The 21,654-nt window shown below is 70.2% G+C and carries 18 protein-coding genes; 3 read left to right on the top strand and 15 right to left on the bottom strand.

Annotation, left to right across the window (positions count from 1 at the left end; genetic code table 11):
* Positions 1-154: 154 nt before the first annotated feature.
* Entirely contained in the window at positions 155-1,714 is a 1,560-nt protein-coding gene (gene dacB, locus G3580_RS03365; protein ID WP_173763923.1) for a D-alanyl-D-alanine carboxypeptidase/D-alanyl-D-alanine endopeptidase, read from the top strand.
* Positions 1,715-1,717: 3 nt separating this feature from the next.
* On the opposite strand, the gene sfsA is transcribed toward dacB, so the two are convergent.
* The 3 genes from sfsA to ubiD all read right to left on the bottom strand — a co-directional run bounded on the left by sfsA (position 1,718) and on the right by ubiD (position 4,416).
* Complete coding sequence (gene sfsA / locus G3580_RS03360; RefSeq protein ID WP_173763922.1) at positions 1,718-2,422, bottom strand: DNA/RNA nuclease SfsA; 705 nt, start codon at positions 2,420-2,422, stop codon at positions 1,718-1,720.
* A complete protein-coding gene (locus tag G3580_RS03355) occupies positions 2,422-2,841 on the bottom strand; it encodes a DUF4870 family protein (RefSeq protein WP_173763921.1) in 420 nt (139 codons plus the stop codon). Before G3580_RS03355 ends, sfsA begins: the two co-directional genes overlap by 1 nt.
* A 93-nt stretch (positions 2,842-2,934) precedes the next feature.
* Entirely contained in the window at positions 2,935-4,416 is a 1,482-nt protein-coding gene (ubiD, locus tag G3580_RS03350) for a 4-hydroxy-3-polyprenylbenzoate decarboxylase (protein ID WP_173763920.1), read from the bottom strand.
* A 212-nt stretch (positions 4,417-4,628) separates the two neighbouring features.
* Here ubiD and G3580_RS19930 point away from each other — a divergent pair, with 212 nt between their 5' ends.
* Positions 4,629-5,516 (top strand): PEP-CTERM sorting domain-containing protein, encoded by an 888-nt coding sequence (locus tag G3580_RS19930; protein ID WP_173763919.1) that lies wholly within the window; start codon positions 4,629-4,631, stop codon positions 5,514-5,516.
* Between the two features lie 72 nt (positions 5,517-5,588).
* Here the strand turns inward: G3580_RS19930 and ubiA are convergent, their stop codons facing one another.
* The 8 genes from ubiA to G3580_RS03305 all read right to left on the bottom strand — a co-directional run bounded on the left by ubiA (position 5,589) and on the right by G3580_RS03305 (position 12,699).
* Positions 5,589-6,461, bottom strand: a complete 873-nt coding sequence (gene ubiA, locus G3580_RS03340) for a 4-hydroxybenzoate octaprenyltransferase (protein WP_173763918.1) — start codon at positions 6,459-6,461, stop codon at positions 5,589-5,591.
* Positions 6,458-7,027: a chorismate--pyruvate lyase family protein gene (locus G3580_RS03335; protein ID WP_173763917.1), complete on the bottom strand. Its 570-nt coding sequence runs from the start codon at positions 7,025-7,027 to the stop codon at positions 6,458-6,460. The genes ubiA and G3580_RS03335 overlap by 4 nt, the downstream gene beginning before the upstream one ends.
* A 27-nt stretch (positions 7,028-7,054) precedes the next feature.
* Positions 7,055-9,124, bottom strand: a complete 2,070-nt coding sequence (recG, locus tag G3580_RS03330) for an ATP-dependent DNA helicase RecG (RefSeq protein WP_173763916.1) — start codon at positions 9,122-9,124, stop codon at positions 7,055-7,057.
* Positions 9,125-9,140: 16 nt separating this feature from the next.
* On the bottom strand, positions 9,141-9,521 hold the full coding sequence (locus G3580_RS03325) for a RidA family protein (protein WP_173763915.1): 381 nt from the start codon (positions 9,519-9,521) through the stop codon (positions 9,141-9,143).
* A 91-nt stretch (positions 9,522-9,612) separates the two neighbouring features.
* Entirely contained in the window at positions 9,613-10,041 is a 429-nt protein-coding gene (fliW, locus tag G3580_RS03320; RefSeq protein ID WP_173763914.1) for a flagellar assembly protein FliW, read from the bottom strand.
* A 122-nt stretch (positions 10,042-10,163) separates the two neighbouring features.
* Positions 10,164-10,853 carry an SPOR domain-containing protein gene (locus G3580_RS03315; RefSeq protein WP_173763913.1) on the bottom strand — a complete coding sequence of 230 codons (690 nt, stop codon included), beginning with the start codon at positions 10,851-10,853 and terminating at the stop codon, positions 10,164-10,166.
* Entirely contained in the window at positions 10,850-11,404 is a 555-nt protein-coding gene (locus G3580_RS03310) for a DUF2802 domain-containing protein (RefSeq protein WP_173763912.1), read from the bottom strand. The genes G3580_RS03315 and G3580_RS03310 overlap by 4 nt, the downstream gene beginning before the upstream one ends.
* Positions 11,405-11,406: 2 nt before the next feature.
* The gene (locus G3580_RS03305) at positions 11,407-12,699 is read right to left on the bottom strand and encodes an O-acetylhomoserine aminocarboxypropyltransferase/cysteine synthase family protein (protein ID WP_173763911.1); all 1,293 of its coding nucleotides are present in this window, start codon (positions 12,697-12,699) and stop codon (positions 11,407-11,409) included.
* A 38-nt stretch (positions 12,700-12,737) separates the two neighbouring features.
* On the opposite strand from G3580_RS03305, the gene G3580_RS03300 reads away from it, so the two are divergent.
* Complete coding sequence (locus G3580_RS03300) at positions 12,738-13,643, top strand: YdcF family protein (protein WP_323847991.1); 906 nt, start codon at positions 12,738-12,740, stop codon at positions 13,641-13,643.
* Here G3580_RS03300 and G3580_RS03295 read toward each other — a convergent pair.
* From G3580_RS03295 to aas, 4 genes are read right to left on the bottom strand one after another with little or no spacing between them, the layout of a single operon-like run.
* A complete protein-coding gene (locus G3580_RS03295; RefSeq protein WP_173763910.1) occupies positions 13,535-14,878 on the bottom strand; it encodes a DUF3999 family protein in 1,344 nt (447 codons plus the stop codon). The genes G3580_RS03300 and G3580_RS03295 overlap by 109 nt on opposite strands.
* Positions 14,875-17,601 (bottom strand): DUF2339 domain-containing protein, encoded by a 2,727-nt coding sequence (locus G3580_RS03290; protein ID WP_173763909.1) that lies wholly within the window; start codon positions 17,599-17,601, stop codon positions 14,875-14,877. Before G3580_RS03290 ends, G3580_RS03295 begins: the two co-directional genes overlap by 4 nt.
* Positions 17,602-17,626: 25 nt before the next feature.
* Positions 17,627-19,504 carry an MFS transporter gene (locus G3580_RS03285; protein WP_173763908.1) on the bottom strand — a complete coding sequence of 626 codons (1,878 nt, stop codon included), beginning with the start codon at positions 19,502-19,504 and terminating at the stop codon, positions 17,627-17,629.
* A complete protein-coding gene (aas, locus tag G3580_RS03280; protein WP_173763907.1) occupies positions 19,501-21,645 on the bottom strand; it encodes a bifunctional acyl-ACP--phospholipid O-acyltransferase/long-chain-fatty-acid--ACP ligase in 2,145 nt (714 codons plus the stop codon). Before aas ends, G3580_RS03285 begins: the two co-directional genes overlap by 4 nt.
* Positions 21,646-21,654 lie beyond the last annotated feature (9 nt).

Raw genomic sequence — 21,654 nt, 5'->3', positions numbered from 1 at the left:
GACCGCGCACATGTAACGGTCATGGCCAATTGCGGCCAAGTCCGGAATAATGGAATCGACGGGCGCGGGCGTGGCCCGTGACCACGCGTCATCAAGCAACACCGGGAGCGTTGCCGGATTCGTTCGCTTCCAACCGGGATCACGTCGTCGTCGCATGCCAAGAACCAGCCGCTCCATCGCCACGCCCATCGCAAACACCCCGGGCGCTCGGCCCTCTCGCCAGCACGGACGCCCGCTGGTGCTCTGCCTGCTCCTGCTCCTGCCATTACTCGCGCACGCCGCCGGCTTCCCGGCCGATCTGAAAAAGGCACTCGAGCGCGCCAACATCCCCCTCTCCGACGTCGCCGTCTGGGTCAGCCGCGTGGACAAGACCCGGCCCACACTCAGCCACAACCCCGATCTGCCGATGAATCCGGCCTCGGTCATGAAGCTGGTCACCACCTTCGCCACGCTCGACCGCCTCGGCCCCGCCTATTACTGGACGACGCGGCTCAAGATGGACGGCCACATCCACAACCACACCCTCGAAGGTAATCTCTATCTGGTCGGCGGTGGCGACCCGGTCTTCACCCATGCCGATCTGTGGAAGCTCATGCGCCAGATGCGCGAGCTGGGCGTCCAGCAGATCACCGGCGACATCGTCCTCGATGACAGCGCCCTGCGCCTGCCGCCGCATGACCCGGGCGCCTTCGACGGCCAGGCCCTGCGCCCCTACAACGCCGGTCCCAGCGGCCTCATGATCAACTTCAACGCGCTGCGGCTCACTTTCGTACCCGAGCCGGCGCCGGTACCTGCAGGTCCACCGGTGCAACTGGTCAGCGCCGCCAACGCGGCCCCGGCCGCAGCGGTGCCGACAGATCCGCGCCCACCGCGCATCCTGGTCGATCCGCCCATGGCCGGGCTGGATCTGGACAGTGCGGTGCGGACAGTGGACGGCCACTGCGCACGGCGCTGGTACAAGGCCCTGGATGCCGAAGCGACCAGCGAACGCCATCACCGCCGTCTGAGCCTCAAGGGTACCTGGCGTGACGACTGCGGCATCAAGGACTGGTTCGTGTCGCCGGAATCCCCCGAGGATTTCGCCCGCGACGTGGTCGGCGGCCTGTGGAAGGAGCTGGGCGGCAGGCTGGACGGCAAGGTCCGCCAGGGTCTGACGCCGGACGGCCTCCCCACCCTCTTCGTCCACACCTCCCGCCCGCTGGCCGACGTGGTCCGCGACATGAACAAGTGGTCGAACAACGTCATCGCCCGTCAGCTGCTGGCCACCCTCGGCGCCAGCGACAACACCGCGCCGGACATGGTCGCCGGCGGCGCACGGCTGGCTTCGGTGCAGTTGGCCGCGGCCGGCATCGACACCACCGGCCTGAGCATCGAGAACGGCGCCGGCCTGTCACGCACGGCACGCATCACCGTGCGCACCCTGGGGCAGCTGCTCGAGCAGGCGTGGGCACGCCCCTTCATGCCCGAGTTCATCAGCTCCATGGCCGTGGCCGGCATCGACGGCACCGCGCGACGGCGCTTGCGCGACAGCCCGGCCCAGGGCACCGCCCACATCAAGACTGGCACCCTCAACGGGGTGCGCGCCATGGCCGGCTATGTGATCGATCGCAAGGGCCAGCGCCACGTGGTGGCCATGCTGGTCAATCACCCGAACGCGGGCGCCAGCCGGGAGGCACAGGACATCCTCCTCGAATGGGTGTGGGAAGGGCACTGAGGCTCAGATGAGCACCGGAATCTCGCGCTCGAGCCGCACAAGGCCGGCCGCCGGATCCGGCGCCCCGGTCAGCGCATAGGCCTCGACGCCCGCTGCCATCGCCGCACGCAAGGCCGCGCCATAGACCGGATCGATGTCGTCGGCCGGGCACACGCAGCCCACATCGCCCCGGGGCACGCAATACACCATCGCCGCCCGGCCACCGGCACCGACCACCGCCGCCATCTCATGCAGGTGTTTCGTGCCGCGCGTCGTCACCGCATCCGGGAACCGGGCCACGCCCGCCTCGGCCAGGGTCACGTTCTTGACTTCCACGTGACACGGCGGGCCCGACGCGTATTCGAACAGCAGATCGATGCGGCTAGCCGACCCGTAGCGCACCTCGCGGCGAACCCGCTCCGCGCCGCCCAGCGCGTGGAGGCGCCCCGCACCGATCGCCTCTTCCACCAACCCATTGGCACGCCCGGTGTGGATGCCGACCACGACGCCCGGTGCCGCCTCGACCAGCTCCCAGGTCCAGGCGAGCTTGCGTTTCGGATTGTCCGCCGCCGACAGCCACACCCGCGCACCGGGCTCGGCGCAACCGCGCATGCTGCCGGTGTTGGCGCTGTGAGCGGTCACCACGGCGCCGGTGTCGAGCTCGACGTCGGCCAGAAAGCGCTTGTAGCGCCGCAGCAGCCGGCCGGCGACCAGCGGCGGCAGGCGCATCAGGGTTGCGGCACCGGCATCATCTGGCGATTGGACAGGTTGATCCAGCCGCGCACGATGCGATAGAGCACCCACAGGCCGGCAACGGCGATCGCGGCAATGCCGAAGAAGAAGCCGATGATGGAAAAGATCATCACGTAGGCCAGCACGATCCACAGCAGCGCGAACCAGAAGGTGCGGATCTGCCAGCGGAAATGGCTGTCCAGCCAGGTGCCGCGCACCGCATCGCGCTTCACGTAGTTGAGAATCACCGCGATGATCGACGGCAGGCCGGAGACGAAGCTGCCGACGATGGTGGCGGAAGTGGCGATGCCGGAGACGAGCGCCAGCGTGTGCAGCGCGTAGATCACATGCGCGAGATTGACGAGGCCCGGCGTGGGCAGCGGATTGACGTCGATGGTGCGGCTGTCGTCGGTCATCGGGATCTCCAGGAAGGGCGGGTGCCACGCAGGGCAACGCACCCATCATACATGGGGGCCGGCGGCACCGGATCAAGCCACGCGGCGACGGGACTACAGCCCGAGGCGCTCCCACAGCGCATCGACCCTGGCCTTCACCGTCTCGTCCATGACGATCGGCCGACCCCACTCGCGCCGGGTCTCGCTCGGCCACTTGTTGGTCGCATCCAGCCCCATCTTGGAGCCCAGCCCGGCCTCCGGGCTGGCGAAATCGAGGTAGTCGATGGGGGTGTTGTCCACCAGCACGGTGTCGCGGGTCGCGTCCATGCGCGTGGTCATGGCCCACACCACTTCCTTCCAGTCGCGGATGTCGATGTCCTCGTCCACGACAATGATGAACTTGGTGTACATGAACTGGCGCAGAAAGCTCCAGATGCCGAACATCACCCGCTTGGCGTGGCCGGGATACTGCTTGCGGATGCTCACCACCGCCAGCCGGTAGGAGCAGCCCTCGGGCGGCAGGTAGAAGTCCACGATCTCGGTGAACTGCTTCTGCAGCAGCGGCACGAACACCTCGTTGAGCGCCACGCCGAGCATGGCCGGCTCATCGGGCGGCTTGCCGGTGTAGGTGCTGTGATAGATCGGATCGGGCCGCGAGGTGATGCGCTCGACCGTGAACACCGGAAACTCGGCCTGCTCGTTGTAGTAGCCGGTGTGGTCGCCATACGGGCCTTCGAGCGCAGTCTCGCCCGGGTGGATCACGCCCTCGAGCACGATCTCCGCCGTGGCCGGCACCTGCAACTCATTGCCCAGGCACGTGACCAGCTCGGTCTTGCCGCCGCGCAGCAGGCCGGCAAATTGGTATTCGGACAGCGTGTCGGGCACCGGCGTCACCGCCCCCAGGATGGTGGCCGGATCGCAGCCGAGCACCACCGCCACCGGGAAGGGCTCGCCCGGATGCGCCGCGCAGTGGTCGCGATAGTCCAGCGCCCCCCCGCGATGCGCCAGCCAGCGCATGATGAGCTTGTTCGGGCCGAGCACCTGCTGGCGGTAGATGCCCAGGTTCTGGCGCTTCTGGCGCGGCCCGCGGGTCACCACCAGCCCCCAGGTGACGAGCGGGGCCACGTCGCCCGGCCAGCAGTGCTGGATCGGCAGCGCCGACAGATCCACGGCCGCGTCCTCGACGACCCGCGCCTGGCACGGCGCCGAGCGCACCGTCTTGGGCGCCATGTTGAGCACCTGGCGGAACGCGGGCAGCTTTTCCCAGGCGTCGCGCAGCCCCTTGGGCGGCTCCGGTTCCTTGAGGAAGGCAAGCAGTCGCCCCACCTCGCGCAGTTGCGACTGCCAGTCGCCGTCCTCACCCATGCCCATGGCCACGCGCTGCGGGGTGCCGAACAGATTGGTGAGCACCGGCATGGCCTGCGCCACCCCCCGGGTCGTCGGACGCTCGAACAACAGCGCCGGCCCGCCCGCGCGCAGCACCCGGTCCGAGATCTCGGTCATCTCCAGATGGGTATCCACCGGCTCGGTGATGCGCTTCAGTTCCCCCCGGGCCTCGAGCTGGGAGATGAAATCGCGAAGGTCGGTGTAACGCATGGGGCAGGGGCTCCGGTATCCGTCGGCTCCGGATTATAGGCCACGCGTGCCGCTCCCCATGGCCAGACGGGCAACCGATGGCGACGATTTTCGAAACAATTCCGCCCCGCCCCATGCCGCCTGCTTGGCCAAAAATGACTTTGTTCTGACATGGTTGTCTGCCATCATGACATTCGACTGACCTCACACAATCCCGACATGGAGCCTGCCCGATGAAAAAGACGGTTCTCGCCGCCGCGCTCATCGCCGCCACCAGCGCCGCACACGCCATCACCATCGAATTCGACTACAGCTACGACAGCAACAACTTCCTCACGGGCAACTATCGCTCGGTGCTCAACGCCGTCGCCACCGAGTTTGGCAGCCGCATCACCGATGCGCTCGACGCCGCCAGCTACAGCACCATATCGTTCAACGACCCCGGGGCCGATCTGAGCTCAGGGATTTGGCCGAAGATCACGCTTTCCAACCAACAGATCAGTGCCGACACACTACACATTTATGTCGGCGGCACCGATCTTGGCGGCAATACGCTCGGCATCGGCGGCTCCGGCGGCTACAGTGCATTCAGCAGTGTGGATCGCGGCCAGAGCGGCGTCGGTACCAGTGACTACGCCCCCTGGGGCGGTTTCATCTCCTTCGACACCCTGACCAACTGGTATGTCGACACCGATACCGCCACGGACGAATCCTTCAGCGGATTCGACTTTTACTCTGTCGCCGTGCATGAACTGGGTCATGTGCTGGGCATCGGGGTCGCCGATTCCTGGAGCGCTCAGGTCACGGGCGCAGGATTTGCCGGCACCGACTCGGTGGCCGCATATTCCGAAGCGACCGGAAACGCCGAATCATCGGTCCCCCTAAGCGCAGATGGAGGTCACTGGGCAAACGGCACCCAGTCCTTCGTGAACGGTATCCTGCAGGATGCTTCGCTCGATCCGAGCATCGCCAACGGCCAGCGTAAGCGGTTCACCGATCTCGACTGGGCGGCACTGAGTGACGTCGGCTGGCAGGTCACCGCCGTCCCCGAAGCGCAGACCTGGGCCATGATGCTCGCCGGCCTCGGCCTGCTCGGCTGGGCACGCCGCCGTCGCGCCTGAGACGCACCGGCAAGGCATGAAAAACGCCACCTTCGGGTGGCGTTTTTCATGCCTCCCGGACGGAGGCGCCGCTCACCCCATGGGTTTGACCAGGTAGTCGAGCACGATGCCGACGAAGATCGCCGCGCCCAGCCAGTTGTTATGCAGAAAGGCTTTGAAGCAGCGCGCCCGGTCGCGTTCGCGGATCAGGGTGAAGTGGTACACCGCGATGAGCGCCGCGGTCGCCAGCCCCATGTAGTAGAAGACCCCCATTCCCTCGGTGAGACCGACATGGATCATGCAGCCGAGGAAGGCGGCATAGCACAGCATGACGGCCGCCACATCGTAGCGTCCGAAGGTGATCGCCGAGGTCTTGATGCCGATGCGCAGGTCGTCGGGCCGGTCCACCATGGCGTACTCGGTGTCGTAGGCTACGGCCCAGAACACGTTGGCCGCCAGCATCACCCAGGCGTCCGTCGGCACCATGAACTGGATGGCGGCGAAGGCCATGGGGATGCCGAAACCGAAGGCCACGCCCAGGTAGGCCTGGGGAATGGCAAGAAAACGTTTCGTGAACGGGTAACTGCCCGCCAGCAGCAGCGCCGGGATCGACAGCCAGCGCACCAGCGGATGCAGCGGCAGGATGAGGACGAAGGCCGCCAGGGACAGCCCCGCCGCCAGCAGCAGTGCCTCGGTGGTGCCGATCTCGCCGCGCGCCAGCGGCCGGTGCCGGGTGCGCTCCACATGGCCATCGAAGTCGCGATCGGCGTAGTCGTTGATCACGCAACCGGCCGAGCGCATCAGCACCGTCCCGAGCACGAAGATCCACACCACGAAGAACGGCGGCTTGCCCATGCCGGCGATCCACACCCCCCACAGGGTGGGCCACAGCAGCAGCAGGATGCCGATGGGCTTGTCCAGCCGCATGAGGCGCTCGTAGATGCGCAGCCGTTCGCTCAGCGTCATGGGTCCAGTCGGAGAATCGTGGGCAGGAAGATTTCGCTCACCAGCAGCGAACGGCCACGCAGGCGGAATGCCGACCGCCGGGCCCACAGGGCCGGCGGCAGGGCCACGCGCCCGTTCAGCAGGGTGACGAGCCGATGATACCGCGCATCGCGGCCATCGAGACGGGCACAGTGCAGGGGCTGACGCTCGATTCGCGGATCGGAGAACAGCGCAGCCCCCAGCGGCCGTGCGCCGATACCCTGGAACAGACGCCACGGGCCGCGCAGATGGCGCCGCGCCAGCACCGAGCGGGCATACACCACCGGCACCCCGTCGGCAAGGAGCCACACCTCACGCAGCCAGGCGCGCTCACGCGCGGCCAGCCCGAGCGCTGCCGCTTCGTCGGCATGTGGCCGCACCAGCGCCTGACGCACCACCGCCACGTGAAAGTCGCCGCAGCGCGCCCGGATGCGCGCCGTGAGCGAATGCGGATCGACCAGCCAGGGTCGCAGGCGCGCCGCCACCGTGGCGCGGGGCGGCCGGCTCAGCCAGGGGTCGGCGGGAAAGTGCGGGCGGATCGAGGTCATGGGCGTGCGGCGGGGATCATACCGCGTTCAGGCGCGCAGCAGCCCCTCACGCCCCGCCAGCCAGCGCGTCATGATGCGCTCGGCCACCGGGCGCTGATGCGCCAGCAGCTCGACCGCCAGATCGCGCGCCGCGTCGATGAGCGCGCCGTCGGTTTCCAGGTCGGCATAGCGCAGCAGCGGCACGCCGCTCTGGCGCGCGCCGACGAACTCGCCGGGGCCGCGGATGCGCAGGTCCTCGCGGGCGATCTCGAAGCCGTCGGTGTGTTCGTAGATCACCTTGAGGCGGGCGCGCGCAGTGGGCGACAGGGCCTCGCCGAACATGAGGATGCACACCGAATCGACCTTGCCGCGCCCCACCCGCCCGCGCAGCTGATGCAGCTGGGCGAGGCCGAAACGCTCGGCATGCTCGATGACCATGAGGCTGGCGTTGGGCACGTCCACGCCCACCTCGATCACGGTGGTGGCCACCAGCACGTCGAGCTCGCCGGCGGCGAAGGCGGCCATGGTGTCGCGCTTCTCGTCGGCCTTCATGCGCCCATGCACGAGGCCTACGCCAAGTCCTTCGAGCGCCTCGCTCAGATAGGCATGGGTGTCGATGGCGGTCTGCAGTTCCAGCGCCTCGGACTCTTCCACCAGCGGGCACACCCAGTAGGTCTGGCGCCCCTCGCGACAGGCGTCGCGCACCCGCGCCATCACCTCCTCGCGACGCGCGTCGGAGACCAGCTTGGTGACGATGGGGGTGCGCCCCGGCGGCAACTCGTCGAGCACCGACACGTCCAGATCGGCGTAGTAGCTCATGGCCAGGGTGCGGGGGATCGGCGTGGCCGACATCATCAGCATGTGCGGGCTGACGCCCTCGCCCTTGTCGCGCAGCGCCAGGCGCTGGCGCACGCCGAAGCGGTGCTGCTCGTCGACCACCGCCAGTCCGAGCCGGGGCAGGGTCACCGGGTCCTCGATGAGCGCATGGGTGCCCACGGCGAGCACGGATTCGCCGGTCTCGAGACGCGCGCAGGCGGCGGCGCGCTGCTTTTTCGTCAGGCTGCCGGCGATCCATTCCACCGAGATGCCGAGCGGCGCGAGCCACTGGTCGAGCTTGAGATAGTGCTGCTCGGCAAGGATCTCGGTCGGCGCCATCAGCGCCGCCTGCCAGCCGCTTTCCACCGCGCGCAGCATGGCGAGCGCGGCGACGATGGTCTTGCCGCTGCCCACGTCGCCCTGCAGCAGGCGCTGCATGGGATGCGGCTGCGCCAGGTCGGCGTCGATCTGCGCGCTTGCCCGCGCCTGGGCGCCGGTGAGCGCGAAGGGTAGATCGTCGAGCAGCGCCGCCACCAGCCGGCCATCGCCCGCAAGCACCGGCGCGGTGCGCGCCCGCCGCGCCGCATGGGCCTTGCGCAGCGACAGTTGCTGCACCAGCAGCTCCTCGAACTTGAGCCGCTGCCAGGCCGGATGGCTGCGGTCCTCGAGCGCGGCACCGTCCACGTCCGGCGGCGGCTGATGCAACAGCGGAACCGCCTCGCTCAACGGCATGAGCCCGAGCCGGGCGCGGATCGCCTCGGGCAGGAAATCCTCCATGGGCACCGCATGCACGCTGCGCTCGATCAGGCGGCGGATGGCGGTCTGCGCCAGTCCGGCGGTGGTCGGATAGACCGGCGTGAGCGCGGTCGGCAGCGCCTCGCCAGGCGCCACCGAGCGAATGCGCGGATGGATCATCTCGAAACCGAACATGCCGCCGCGCGCCTCGCCGAAGACGCGCACCCGCTTGCCCGGTTCGAGCTGCTTCTGCTGCTGGGGATAGAAGTTGAGCAGGCGCACCGTGAGCGCGCCGGAGTCGTCGCGGATCTGCGCCACCAGCTGGCGCCGGCCACGGAGGCGCACCTCGCAGTCGGTCACCTCGCCTTCCACCTGCATGGGCTCGCCGCCGCGCAGCGCATCGATGGGCACGCAGCGGGTCTCGTCCTCGTAGCGCAACGGCAGGTGCAGGAGCAGATCCTGCGGGCCATGGATGTCGAGCTTGGCCAGCCGGCCCGCCAGCTGGGTGCCGACGCCGGGCCAGCCGCGCACCGGCGACGCGGCGGTGCCTGCCCGGGCCTTGGTCATGTCGGGCGGTGAAACGTCAGCCGATGACGAGAATGGCGTCGGCCTCGACCAGCGCGCCCTTGGGCAGTTCCTTGACGCCCACCGCGGCGCGGGCCGGATAGGGCTGCTCGAAATAGGTGGCCATGATCTCGTTGACGGTGGCGAAATTGGCCAGATCGGTCAGGTAGATGTTGAGTTTGACGACGTCGCCGAGCGCCCCGCCCGCCGCCTCGGCGACCGCCTTGAGGTTGTCGAACACACGCCGCGTCTGGGCCTCGAAGCCGTCCACCAGCGTCATGGTGGCCGGGTCGAGGCCGATCTGGCCGGACAGGTACACGGTGTTGCCGGTGCGCACGGCCTGGGAATAGGTGCCGATGGCGGCGGGGGCGTGGTCGGTGGCGATGATCTGCTTGCTCATGGGTTCGGCTCCGTCGGTGGTGTCGCGCGCTCGGGCGCATTCGAACCGCATTCTACCCAGCCGGCGCCCGCGCCGCACCCGGCCGGGGCGGTCAGCGCCCGCGCAGGGTCACGTCGCAGCCGACCTGCTCGATCACCTTCTGCAGCCCGCGCCGGGCGGCGGTGTTGATGATCAGCGGGGCCATGAAGTTGGCCTTGAGCCCGGCCTCGGCCGGCGAGCCGTCGCGCTTGCGCACGATGACGGCGATGGTGACGTCCTCGGGGGCGTCGAGCGCCAGCGCCGCCACCTCCTCGTCGCTGAGGGTGAATTCATAGTTCACCCCCAGGGCCGCCGGGTCGGTCACCGAGAACACGACCTGAGGATCGTCCACGCTCTGCATCTGCAGCACGTTGGGCTCGTCGCTCTCGGCCACGAAGGCAAAGCGCCGGCAGTCGGCAAACCCGGGCAGGCCGGCGGGAAATTCGACGATGCTTTCGGGCGTGACGTCGATCGGTCCGAAGGCGGGGCTTTCGATATGCATGGGATGTCTCCTCGACAAGGACTGGGGCATGTCATCAGGATAGGAGACGCGCGTCCAGACCCATGCGTGAAAAAGGCCGGCAAAAGCCGGCCTGTTCGGTGCCACACCGCCGCCCGGGACCGTCAGTGCGACGGCACGATGATGCCAGCCGCCAGGCCGGACTTCTTCAGCTTGGCGCGCGCGGCGTCGGCCTCGGCGCGATTCTTGAACGGGCCGATCACGACCCGGCTCTCGATGTGGGCGGGGATGCCCAGGGCATCGACCTTCTTCGCCAGCGCGCTGGCATTGCCCGGTGCGCTGAACACGCCGAGCTGCACCAGGTAGCCGTTCTTGACCGGCGCCGGCGCGGCCTTGGCCGCCGGCGCGGGCGGCGGCGGTGGCGACTTCGCGGCGGGCGGCGGCGCCTCGGCCTTGTCCGCCTCGCCGCCCAGCACCAGACGCGGCGCGCCCGCCACCGGTGGCGGCGTCTCGTCGACCCGATCCTCGGGCGCCACCACGGCCGGCGCCGCGGTCAGTTCCGGCGCCGCCGCATCCCCACCGGTGAGCCCGGATTCGGCCGCCACGGTGGCTTCGACCTCTGCCTGACTGGGCATCGGTGGCGCGCCGTGCGGCGGCTCGGGGATGTCCGGCAGCGGCGGTGGCGGGGCCTCGGCCAGCGACGGCAGCGCCGGCTGCGCCTGCTCGCGCTCGAACCAGGCCAAGCCGGCCAGCAGCGCAACGATCAGCGCAGCGGCCAGACCGGCACGCTTGAACAGCACCGCGCGCTGGCTGGCGCCCGTCTTCGGATGCTCTTGGCTCTGTGTCTTGCTCATGGTGTCTCCCCGGAGGATGCGGAATCCTGTGCCAGCGACTGGACCAGCTCGGCCTCGGCCACCGAGATGCTGCAGCGTTCGGCGATCACGTCCGCCGACATGCCGCGCTGGGCCAGCGACAAGGCCTCGCCGTAGATCGGCGAGACCCGCTGGGCGGCCCGCGCGGCCTCGATCGCCTGCGCCTGGCCGTCGACCAACGCGCGCAGCGCCGTCAGTTCGCCGCGCTGGGTGTCGAGTTCCTCGCGCAGCTGGGCGACGTCGCGACGCAGCTGGCGGATCTCGAGGGCGAGCCCAAAGCTGTCCTCGCTCTCCTGCGATGCGCCCTGCCCTGCCGCGGCGGCCGGTGGCGAAGCCGCGTCCGGATCGTCATCGACCGCCAGCAGGCGCTCGAAGTCGGCCTCGCCGTCGGCGTCCGCTTCTGCCCCGTCCTCATCCTCGTCGTCGACCGCGTCCGCCGGCGCATCCTTGACCTGCAGCGCGCGGATGAGCTGGAACACCAGATACACCGCGAGGATCGCCACGGCTGCGAAGACCCACTCCCGTGCACCCATGTTCATGCTCCCTTGCCGGCCTTGGCCAGCGCCTGATCCAGATCCCAGAGGATGTCCGCCTCGGTCTCGATGCCCACCGACAGGCGCACCATGTCGGGCGGCACGCCGGCGGCACGCTGCTCCGCTTCGGACAACTGCCGGTGGGTGGTGGAGGCCGGATGGATCACCAGCGTCTTGGCGTCGCCCACGTTGGCCAGGTGGCTGATCATCTGCACCGCGTCGATGAAGCGCTCTCCGGCCGCCTGCCCGCCCTGGATGCCGAAGCTGAGGATGGCACCGGCGCCCTTGGGCAGGTAGCGGCGCGCCAGGGCATGGTCGGGGCTGGTGTCGAGGCCGGGGTAGTTCACCCACGCGACCATCGGATGCGCGGCCAGGAAGCGCGCCACCGCCATGGCGTTGGACACATGCCGGTCCATGCGCACATGCAGGGTCTCGAGCCCCTGCAGCAGCATGAAGGCGTTGAAGGGCGAGAGCGCCTGACCGAAGGTGCGCAGCGTCTCCATGCGCGCCTTCATGGTGAAGCCGAAGTCGCCGAAGGTCTCGTAGAAACGCACCCCATGGTAGCCGCGCGAGGGCTCGACCATGTGCGGAAAGCGGCCGTTGTCCCAGGGGAATTTGCCCGATTCGACCAGCACCCCGCCCATGGTGGTGCCATGCCCGCCCATGTACTTGGTGGCCGAGTGCACCACGATGTCGGCACCATACTCGATGGGCCGGCACAGGTACGGTGAGGCCAGGGTGCTGTCGATCACCAGCGGTACGCCGGCGGCGTGCGCGACCTCGGCGATGGGCGCCAGGTCGAGCACGTTGAGCCCCGGGTTGCCGATGATCTCGCCATAAACCGCCTTGGTTCGCTCGTTGATGGCGGCGCCGAAGGCCGCCGGATCGGACGGATCGACGAAGTGGGTGGTGATACCCAGCTTGCGCAGGCTCACGTCCAGCTGCGAGTAGCTGCCGCCGTAGAGGGTGCGGGCAGCGACGATCTCGTCGCCCGCCTCGGCCAGCGTCAGCAGCGCGGTCATCTGCGCCGCCAGGCCGGATGACGTGGCCAGCGCCGCGCGCCCGCCTTCGAGCGCCGCGACACGCTCCTCGAAGGCCGCCACGGTGGGGTTCGAGATGCGCGAATAGACGTTGCCGAAGGTCTGCAGGTTGAACAGCGCGGCGGCGTGCTCGGGCGAATCGAAGACGAAGGAGGTCGTCTGGTAGATGGGCATGGCCCGCGCGCCGGTGGCGGCGTCCGGCGGCTGGCCGGCATGCAGGCAGAGGGTTTCGATACCGAATTGGTGATCGGGCATGGAGATGGCCGGCACACGAACCGGCGAAGGTGGATTTGGTGAAGGATAATACGGATGCCGCCGCGCCACCAACGCCCTCGCCACCACCGCACACCATGCCGATCGACTTCACCCTGCTGGCCTTCTGGGCCAAGAAACTCGTCGCCGTCCTCGTCCTGCCGCCCGCCGGCCCGCTGATCCTCATCGGCCTCGGGCTGAGCGTGCGCCGGCTGCGCGCGCTCGCCTGGCTGGGCTGGATATACGCCCTCGTCGTCAGCACGCCGGTCACGGTGAACTGGCTCGCCGCACCGCTGGAGGCGACCCCGCCGATCCGCACCGAGGCCCTGCGCCAGACCGGCGCCATCGTCATCCTCGGCGCCGGCGTGCGCACCCATGCCCCCGAAATGGGCGGCCCCACGGTCAATGGGCTGTCGCTCGAACGCCTGCGCTACGGCGCCCTGCTGGCGCGGCGCAGTGGCCTGCCGGTGCTGGTCACCGGCGGCGCGCCATGGGGCAAGATCCCGGAAGCCGTGGCCATGAAACAGGTCCTCGAACAGGAATTCAATATCCCGGTGCGCTGGACCGAAAGCGCGGCACTGGATACGCGCGACAACGCCATGTTCTCGGCCCGGCTGCTCAAGGCCGCCGGTATCGAGCGCATCACCCTGGTGACCCATGCGGCCCACATGCCGCGCGCCCGTGCCGCCTTCGAGGCCGCCGGGCTGCAGGTGACGCCGGCGCCGACCGCCTGGCTCTCCAACCCGGACATCGACGACGAATGGCACGACTTCATCCCCGGCCCCCGTGCGGCCTACGCCGGCTGGTACGCCATGCATGAATGGCTCGGCCGCCTCGCCTACCGCCTGTCGGCCCCCTCGCCCGAAGACAGTTCGCGCAGCAGCGACCGCGCCATCCAGCCCAGCGCCCCGACCCCCAGCACCAGCACGCCCCACAGCAACCAGTGAGCCGGATCGTCCCAGTCTGAGCGGGCGCGCGGGGCGGCCGTGACGGTATCCGACGCGTGCCCCGGACGCCCCGCGCCGATGGTCGCCGCGCGAGCGGTGCCGAAGCCCGGCACCACCTGGCCCACCGGCTGCCACACCGGCGCCGCAGACGCATTGCCGGCCAGCAGCGAGAACGGCCCGGCGCCGCGCGCCACGAAGACCACTTGCTCGGGCGTCCAGCCGAGACGCAGCGTCGGCAAGGCGCCGTTCGGCATCCCCTGGCGCAGCTGCACCCGCCACAGCGGATCACGGGTTCGGATCACGTGCGCCGCCTCGCTCTCGACCGGCGCCCCGTCCTGCTGGAGCCGGTAGGCCAGCACCGATCCGCGCCACGTCCAGCGGCGGCTCGGCTGCGGTCGCGACCAGAGCGTCGCCGCGAGCACGTCCGACGGCCCGGCCGGCACCAGCGAGGCCGCCTCGACCGGAAACAGGCCCGGCGAGACGTAGCGCAGCGCATCGCCGTCGCGCTCGCCACTCAGATCGATCCATGCGCGCGCCGGCCCCGCCGCCGTGGCCGCGTGCACCAGCGTCACCCCGGTCAGCGTCAGCGCGGGCGCCGCGCCCAGCCACTCGAGGCGCAGATAGCGCCGATGCACGCCCGGCAGGCGGACCCGACGATGCTCGATGCGCGCCGCTCCGGCCCCGGCAGCCAGCACCACGGCACGGGGCGTCGCGCTCTGCCAGTCGCTCAGATCGTCCGAGGCACGCACCCGCAGCGCTGCCTCGAACTCGGGGGCTCCGGCCCACTGCAGCTCGAGCGCATCGATCGTCTCGTCGAAGCCCGCGGTGTCGATCAGATACGCCATCGCCGGTCCGGCATCGGCCGGCGGCGCCCCTGCGATCTGCACCCGCACCGAGGCCCCGCCGCTGTGCGCGCTCACCGCCACCGCCGGGTCGCCCGCCTCGGCCCGCGCGGCGGGCAGCGGCACGAGGGCTCGCTCCGCGCGCCGCTCGGCCGGCGGGCGGGGCGGCGGCACGAAGGCCATGGGCACCGCCTCGCCCGCCGCATCGACGATGCGCACGTCGCCCAGATCGCCCCGCTGCGCCACCCGATAGACATCGGCCGGCAGCGTGATGGCGACCAGCGAGGTCCGCGCCGGCACCTCGATGGGCAGGCGCAGGGCGAAGTCCGTCGGCGCGGGCGCGGCCATCACCCAGGTACTCGCCAGGGCCAGAGACCACAGGAACCGCTTCATGAGTGCACCTCCCGCGCGGGCGGCAGCGGCGAGAAGTAGCCGACCACCAGCAGCAGCACCCCGGCCCCGATGAAGGAGACGATGCGGGCCACCGTGCCGGTGCTGGCCATGTCCACCAGGAACAGCTTGAGCACCACCCCCCCCAGCAGCGCCGCGCCGATCATCCACAGCAGGCGCCGGGCACCGCGGCTGGCGAGGAAGGTGAGCACCAGCCCGAGCACCCCCCAGAACAGCGACAGGCTCGCCTGCACCGTGTCGCTGGCGAACAGTCGATGGGCCTCCCAGGGCACCGCGCCGAGGTGATGGACCGCCCGCACCACGGCGAGGCTCGCCAGCACGAAGGCCGCGCCACCGAGCACGCCGGGCACGAGTCGGGCGTCCACGGCCAGATCCGCCCGCGTGCGCCGCCACCAGCGCACGCCGCTGAGCAACAGCAGGGCGATCCCCAGATCCAGCGGATTGAGCAGCGGCAGATAGGGCAGCGGCGCCGGCGAACCACCCCCGCCCAGACTCACCGACAGCGCCCAGAGCAGCCCCGCCACCAGCAAGCCGGCGCACCCCACCACGCCGTAGGCCGGGCGCCAGCGCACCACGGGCCAGCGCGCGCCCAAGCGCCCGATCAGCCAGACCGGCAGCAGCAGGCTCAGCATCACCGCCGCGGGGTTCCACATGGTGCCCGGCAGGTCGACCCGCGCCACGGTGCGGGCCACGGCCAGCGTCAGCAGCCACAGGGCCGCCACATGCGCCGGCGCCAGGACGCGGGCGAATCCGGCCGCGCCTTCCGCCCGGCGCAAGGCCCACCCCACCGCCACCGCCGCCAGCGGCCAGGCCAGGGCGCCCCAGCCGGCCAGCGGCATCACCCGCGCATCGGCCGCCATGAGCAGGGCCAGGGCCATGCCCGGCAGCGCCAGCAGACCGGGCCAGTGCAGCAAGGCCCATCCGCGCCGCTCGGCCAGCGCGGTCGCCAGCCCGGCGCTGAGCGCCATGAAGGCGAGCGCGGCCGCCGGCGCGTCGGCCCGACCGATCCAGGCATCGATTTCGGCCAGCCCGCCCCCGACCCACCACAGGGTGGCCCACACCAGCAGGGCCGGCGGCGCCACGCGAAACACGCGTGGCCACTGCGCCCGGGTGTGGCTTGCCATCTGCGCGCTCACGAATCCGGCGACGGCCACCAGTGCCGCGCCCAGGCACTGGCTGTTGAGCACCGGCCAGTCCGCTCGCGGCGCGAACAGGCTGTCACCGAGAAAGCACACGCCGGCGCCCAGCAGCAGCAGCAGACCGGCCGCGATGGCCAGGCGGCGGTGCTGGCGCGTACCCACCCAGAACAGGGCCGCGCCCTCCAGGGCCCAGGCGGCGCCGGTCCAGCGGCCGTCGAGCGCGAGCGGAATCGTCAGCGTCAGGAAGGCGACGCCCAGCGCCACGAAGGCTTCCACCAGCAGACGCAGGGACGGCCGCGCCCGGCCGTGCAGCCAGCGCGCCAGCAACACATAGCCCCCGCCCACCGCCAGCGCGCTCCAGGCCAGCCCGTAGGGCATGTCGTGCACCAGCGCCGCCTGCAGCCCGAAGCCGACCACCGGGGTGCCGAACACCAGCGTGCCGTCCACCGCGTGCCTGAGCTCGGGGGCGCTGCGCCAGGCGTAGAGCACGGCGGCCGCCACGTACATGAGGAAGAAGGCGATCAGGAAGGGCTCGGTGGTGGCGAACTGCTCGGGCCGGTAGTCGCGCGCGCCCCAGGCCAGGGCGATGGAAAAGGTGAACAGGAAGCCGGTGAGATTGAGCCCCCGCCAGGCCTGCTTCCAGGCCACCGCCAGCACCCCGGCGTTGAGCAGCAGGTAGTAGCTGAACAGCATCACATGGCTGCCCTCCCCGGTCGAGGCCAGGATAGGCGCGAGGAAGCCCCCCAGGGTGCCGATCACCGCCAGCGCCTGGGCCCGCTGCGCCAGCGCCAGCACGACCGAGAACGCGACCACGGCAAGCAACAAGGCGAACCCCGCCGTCGCCGGGATCAGGCCGTACAGGCGCATGGCCGCGAAGATGGTCAGGTACAGCACCGCCACGCCGCCACCCTGCAGGCTCAGGGCATAGCCGGGGCGCGCCGCGCGCAGCCGCCAGCCGACCACCAGCAGCGCGATCGCGCCGGCGGCGATGCCGCTCAGGCGCAGCTCGACCGGCAACAGGCTGTGCTCCACGGCATAGCGCGCCAGGAAGGCGAGGCCGAAGAACAGCACCAGCAGGCCCACCCGCACCACGGTGTTGCCGCCGAGCAGCCAGGCGCGCGCCCGGGCGTAGAGGGCGTCCAGCGTCGAGGGTTCTCCTGCGACAGGCGCCGACGTGGCGCCGGCCAGGACGTCGATGCCGCGCCGGCGCACGCGGGCCGGTGGTGCCGGTTCGATCACGGGTTCAGGCCATTCGGGCTCGACCGCCGCCATCGATGGCGAAGGTTCCGGCGCGACCACGGGGGGCGGCGCGGCGGCTGCGGCCGTTTCGGCGGGAGGCACCGGTGCCGCCATGCCCGCCGGCTTCAACGCCTCGAGCGCCCGCTCCAGTTCGCCGACACGGGCTTCGAGCGCCTCGATGCGCCCCGCGTCCGCGCGCGGTCGGCGCAGCACGAGCTGCACGACGCACCCGACCAGCCCCCCCAGGATGACGCCGCCGACCAGATCCTCGACGCTACCCCAGGCGCCCAGCCAGCCGCCCACCACCAGACCGATCACGATCCACATGACATCCGCCTCGCCTTGTTCGTTGTTATCGGGACTCGCCGCGCAGCGCCGCCACCCGGGCCTGCAGGGCCTCCGGCGTGGCGGCACCGGCCGGCACGGGCGCGCCCGCGACCAGCGCAATCCGGTTGAAGATGCCACGGCGCAATGGCTTTGTCATGGCCTTGCCGTCCTTGCGGCTGAAGAAGCTGCCCCACAGCCCGCGCAGCGCCATGGGCACCACCGGCACCGGGTTGCGCTCGAGGATGCGCGCCACCCCCGGCCGGAACGGCGCCAGTTCGCCATCGGCGGTGATCTGCCCCTCCGGGAACAGGCCGACCACCTCGCCCGCATCGAGCGCCTCGGCCACCTGCGCGAAGGCGCGCGCCATCATCGCCGGATCCTCCTTGGCCGAGGCGATGGGAATCGCCCCGCTGGTGCGGAAGGCGAAGGACAGGATCGGCCAGCGGAAGATCCGGTGATCCATCACGAAGCGGATCGGGCGCCGGCAGGCGGCCATGATCACCAGGGCGTCGACGAAGCTCACATGGTTGGCGACGACCAGCGCCGGCCCCGCCTCCGGCACATGGTCGTCACCCTCGACCTCGAGCCGGTAGACCGTGTGCACCAGCATCCACACCAGGAAGCGCAGCAGAAACTCGGGCACCAGGGTGAAGATGTAGATCGCCACCGCCGCGTTGAGCACCGCGGTGATCAGGATCAATTGCGCGATGCTCACCCCCGCCGCCAGCAGGCCGGCACCGAGCAGGGCCGCCACCACCATGAACAGGGCGTTGAGGATGTTGTTGCCGGCGATGATGCGCGAGCGGTGGCTGGCCTCGCTGCGGCTCTGGATGAGCGCGTACAGGGGCACGATGAAGAAGCCGCCGAAGACCCCGATCATCACCAGGTCGGCCAGCGCCCGCCAGGTGGCCGGCTCGGCCAGCACCGTGCCGATGGGCAGATTCACCCCGGGGGCGGCGGCCGGGCTGGCCCACCACAGATCGAGGGCGAACACCGTGAGGCCGATGGCGCCGAAAGGCACGAGGCCGATCTCCACGTGTTTGCCCGAGAGCTTCTCGCACAGCAGCGAGCCGACGCCGATACCCACCGAGAACACCGCCAGCAGCAGCGTCACCGCATGCTCGTCACCGCCCAGCGCGTCGCGCGCATAGCCGGGAAACTGCGACAGGAACAGCGCGCCGTAGAACCAGAACCAGGAGATCCCGAGAATGGACAGGAACACCGTGCGGTTGCCCCGGGTGAAGCCGATGGTGCGCCAGGTCTCGGTGATCGGGTTCCAGCTCACCCGGAGCCCCGGGTCCGCCGCCGGGGCGTCGGGAATGCCCCGGCTGGCCAGATAACCGGCCAGCGCTACCACCAGCGCCGCCGACGACACCCAGACCGCGCCGCCGGACAGGGCGATCATCACCCCGCCGGCGATGGTGCCGAGCAGGATGGCCACGAAGGTGCCCGACTCGACCAGCGCGTTGCCGCCCACCAGCTCGGTCTCGGCCAGGTGCTGCGGCAGAATGGCGTACTTGACCGGGCCGAAGATGGACGACTGCAGGCCCATGAAGAACAGCGTGGCCAGCAGCAGCCACAGGGAATCGAGCGCATAGGCGGCGGCCCCCAGGCCCATCACCCCGATCTCCATGAGCTTGATGAGGCGCATCAGGTGGCTCTTTTCGTACTTGTCGGCGAGCTGGCCGGCGGTGGCCGAGAACAGGAAGAAGGGCAGGATGAAGATGCCGGCCGCCAGGTTCACCAGCACCCCGGGGGCGAGCGTGGTGTAGCGCGCGGCGTCGAAGGTGATCAGCACCACCAGCGCGTTCTTGAACAGGTTGTCGTTGAAGGCGCCGAAGAACTGGGTCAGGAAGAAGGGCGCAAAACGCCGCTGGCGCATCAGGCCGAACTGGGAACTCATTGGACCTCCGCCCATTGCTTGAGGGTGACGTAATCGGTCTTGCCGGTGCCCAGCAGGGGCAGCGCATCGACCGCCACGATCTGCCGCGGCACCGCCAGCTCGGCCACGCCCTGCGCCCGGGCCGCGGCCACGAGCGCGTCGCGCTCGAGCCCGGCGTCGGTGGTGAACAGTACCAGCGCCTCGCCCTTGGCCGCATCGGGCCGGGTGCTGACCGCGTGCTGGGCGTCCGGGCGCGCGGTGGCGGCGAGCCGTTCGACCACTTCGAGGCTGACCATCTCGCCGGCGATCTTGGCGAAGCGCTTGACCCGGCCAAGGATGCGCACGAAACCGTCGGCGTCGATGTCGACGATGTCGCCGGTCTCGTACCAGCCGGCGCCCTGCTCGGAGGCCGGCGGCTGCAGCACCCCCGGCGCCTCGACGCGCAGGTAGCCGCTCATCAGGTTGGGGCCGGCCACATGCAGCACGCCGCCGCATGCGATGCCCGGCACCGGCGCCAGATGCGCCCGCATGCCCGGCAGCATCTGCCCCACGGTGCCGCGCCGGTAGGCCATGGGGGTGTTGACCGCCATCACCGGCGCGGTCTCGGTGGCGCCGTAGCCTTCGAAGATGCGCAGCCCGAACTTGTCGAACCACAACTCGCGCACCGCGTCCGACAGCTTCTCGGCGCCGGCGATCACGTAACGCAGGCGGTAGAAGTCGTAGGGATGCGCATGCCTCGCGTAGTTGCCCAGAAAGGTCGAGGTGCCCAGCAGCACGGTACAGCCGCGGTCGTAGGCCAGCTCCGGAATCACGCGGTAATGCAGCGGGCTCGGATACAGGAACACGTTGGCCCCGCCCAGCAGCGGCAGCAGGCCGCCGGCGGTGAGGCCGAAGGAATGGAACAGCGGCAGCGCGTTGAGGATCTTGTCGTCCACCGAAAAGTCCACCACCGCGCGGATCTGCGCCACGTTGGCCAGCAAGGCGGCATGCGACAGCACCACACCCTTGGGCTTGCCCTCGGAGCCCGAGGTGAACAACACCACGGCCGCATCCTCCGGGCGGCCGGCCCGGGTCGCCAGGCGCGGGAACGGCAACGCCCAGAGCATGAGCCAGAGCTTGTCCAGCCAGCTCATTTCGGCACGCAGGTCTTCCAGGTAGCACACCCGCACGCCCTCGAGCGCGGCGAGCTTGTCCTCCAGCTTCGCCTGGGCGACGAAGGCGCGCGAGCTGATCACGGTGCGGATCTGCGCCGCGGTACAGGCGGCCTGCATGGCCTCGGTGCCCGCGGTGTAATTGAGCATCGCCGGCGTGCGCCCGAAGGCGCCGAGGCCGAACACCAGCCCCAGGGTGGGCGCCAGGTTGGGCAGCAGCAGCCCGACCCGCTCGTCCGCCTCGCTCTCGCGCGCCACCCGCCGCCCCAGCGCCAATGACATCTTGAGGAGGTCCCGGTAGCTGTATTCCTCCTGCCTGAGGTCCTCGAGCAGGCGACGCGAGCGGCCATGGATGGCGGCCGCGTCGAGCAGGGCCTCGAACAGGGTCTGCTGCGGGCGGCTGTCGAAGATCATGGTCTGCATCACCCGGCGCATGGCCTCGCCCGCCTTGCGCCGGCGCTCGCGGGCCGTGGGCGCATCGGGTGTGTCGATGCGGGTGGGCGTCTGGATCGCCAGGCGCAGCTGCGGAAACCAGCGCCGCGGGAAACGGCCGCCCATGCGCGAGAAGTAAGTGCGGGCGGCGCCGTCGATGCGCACCGGCAGCACCGTGGCCCCGGTGCGCGCGGCCACGAAGGCGGGGCCGTCGTAGGTTTTCATGAGGCTGCCGGTGGTGGTGATGCGCCCCTCGGGGAAGATCACCACCGGGCGGCCGGTCTCGATCAGCCGCACCACCTGCTTCATGGCCATGGGGCTGGTCGGATCGACCGCAAGGTAGTCGACCAGCGACAGCATGAGCCGGAACAGCGGCTGGCGCACCACGCTGGTGTGCACCACGAACACCGGATCGATCGGCAGGAACAGGCCCAGCAGCAGCCCGTCGAGAAAGGATTCGTGATTGGCGATCACCAGCAGGCGCGCCTGCGGCGCCGGCATGCGGCCGCTGACGCGGACGCGGAACAGGAGTCGGGCGGCGGCGCGCAGCACCGGTTTGACGAGGGTTCTGAGTTTCATGGTCGGGTC

It is taken from the genome of Nitrogeniibacter mangrovi, assembly GCF_010983895.1.
Lineage (GTDB): Bacteria > Pseudomonadota > Gammaproteobacteria > Burkholderiales > Rhodocyclaceae > Nitrogeniibacter > Nitrogeniibacter mangrovi.
The sequence above is the reverse complement of the archived record's forward strand: the minus strand, read 5'-3'. Positions and strand labels throughout refer to the sequence as shown.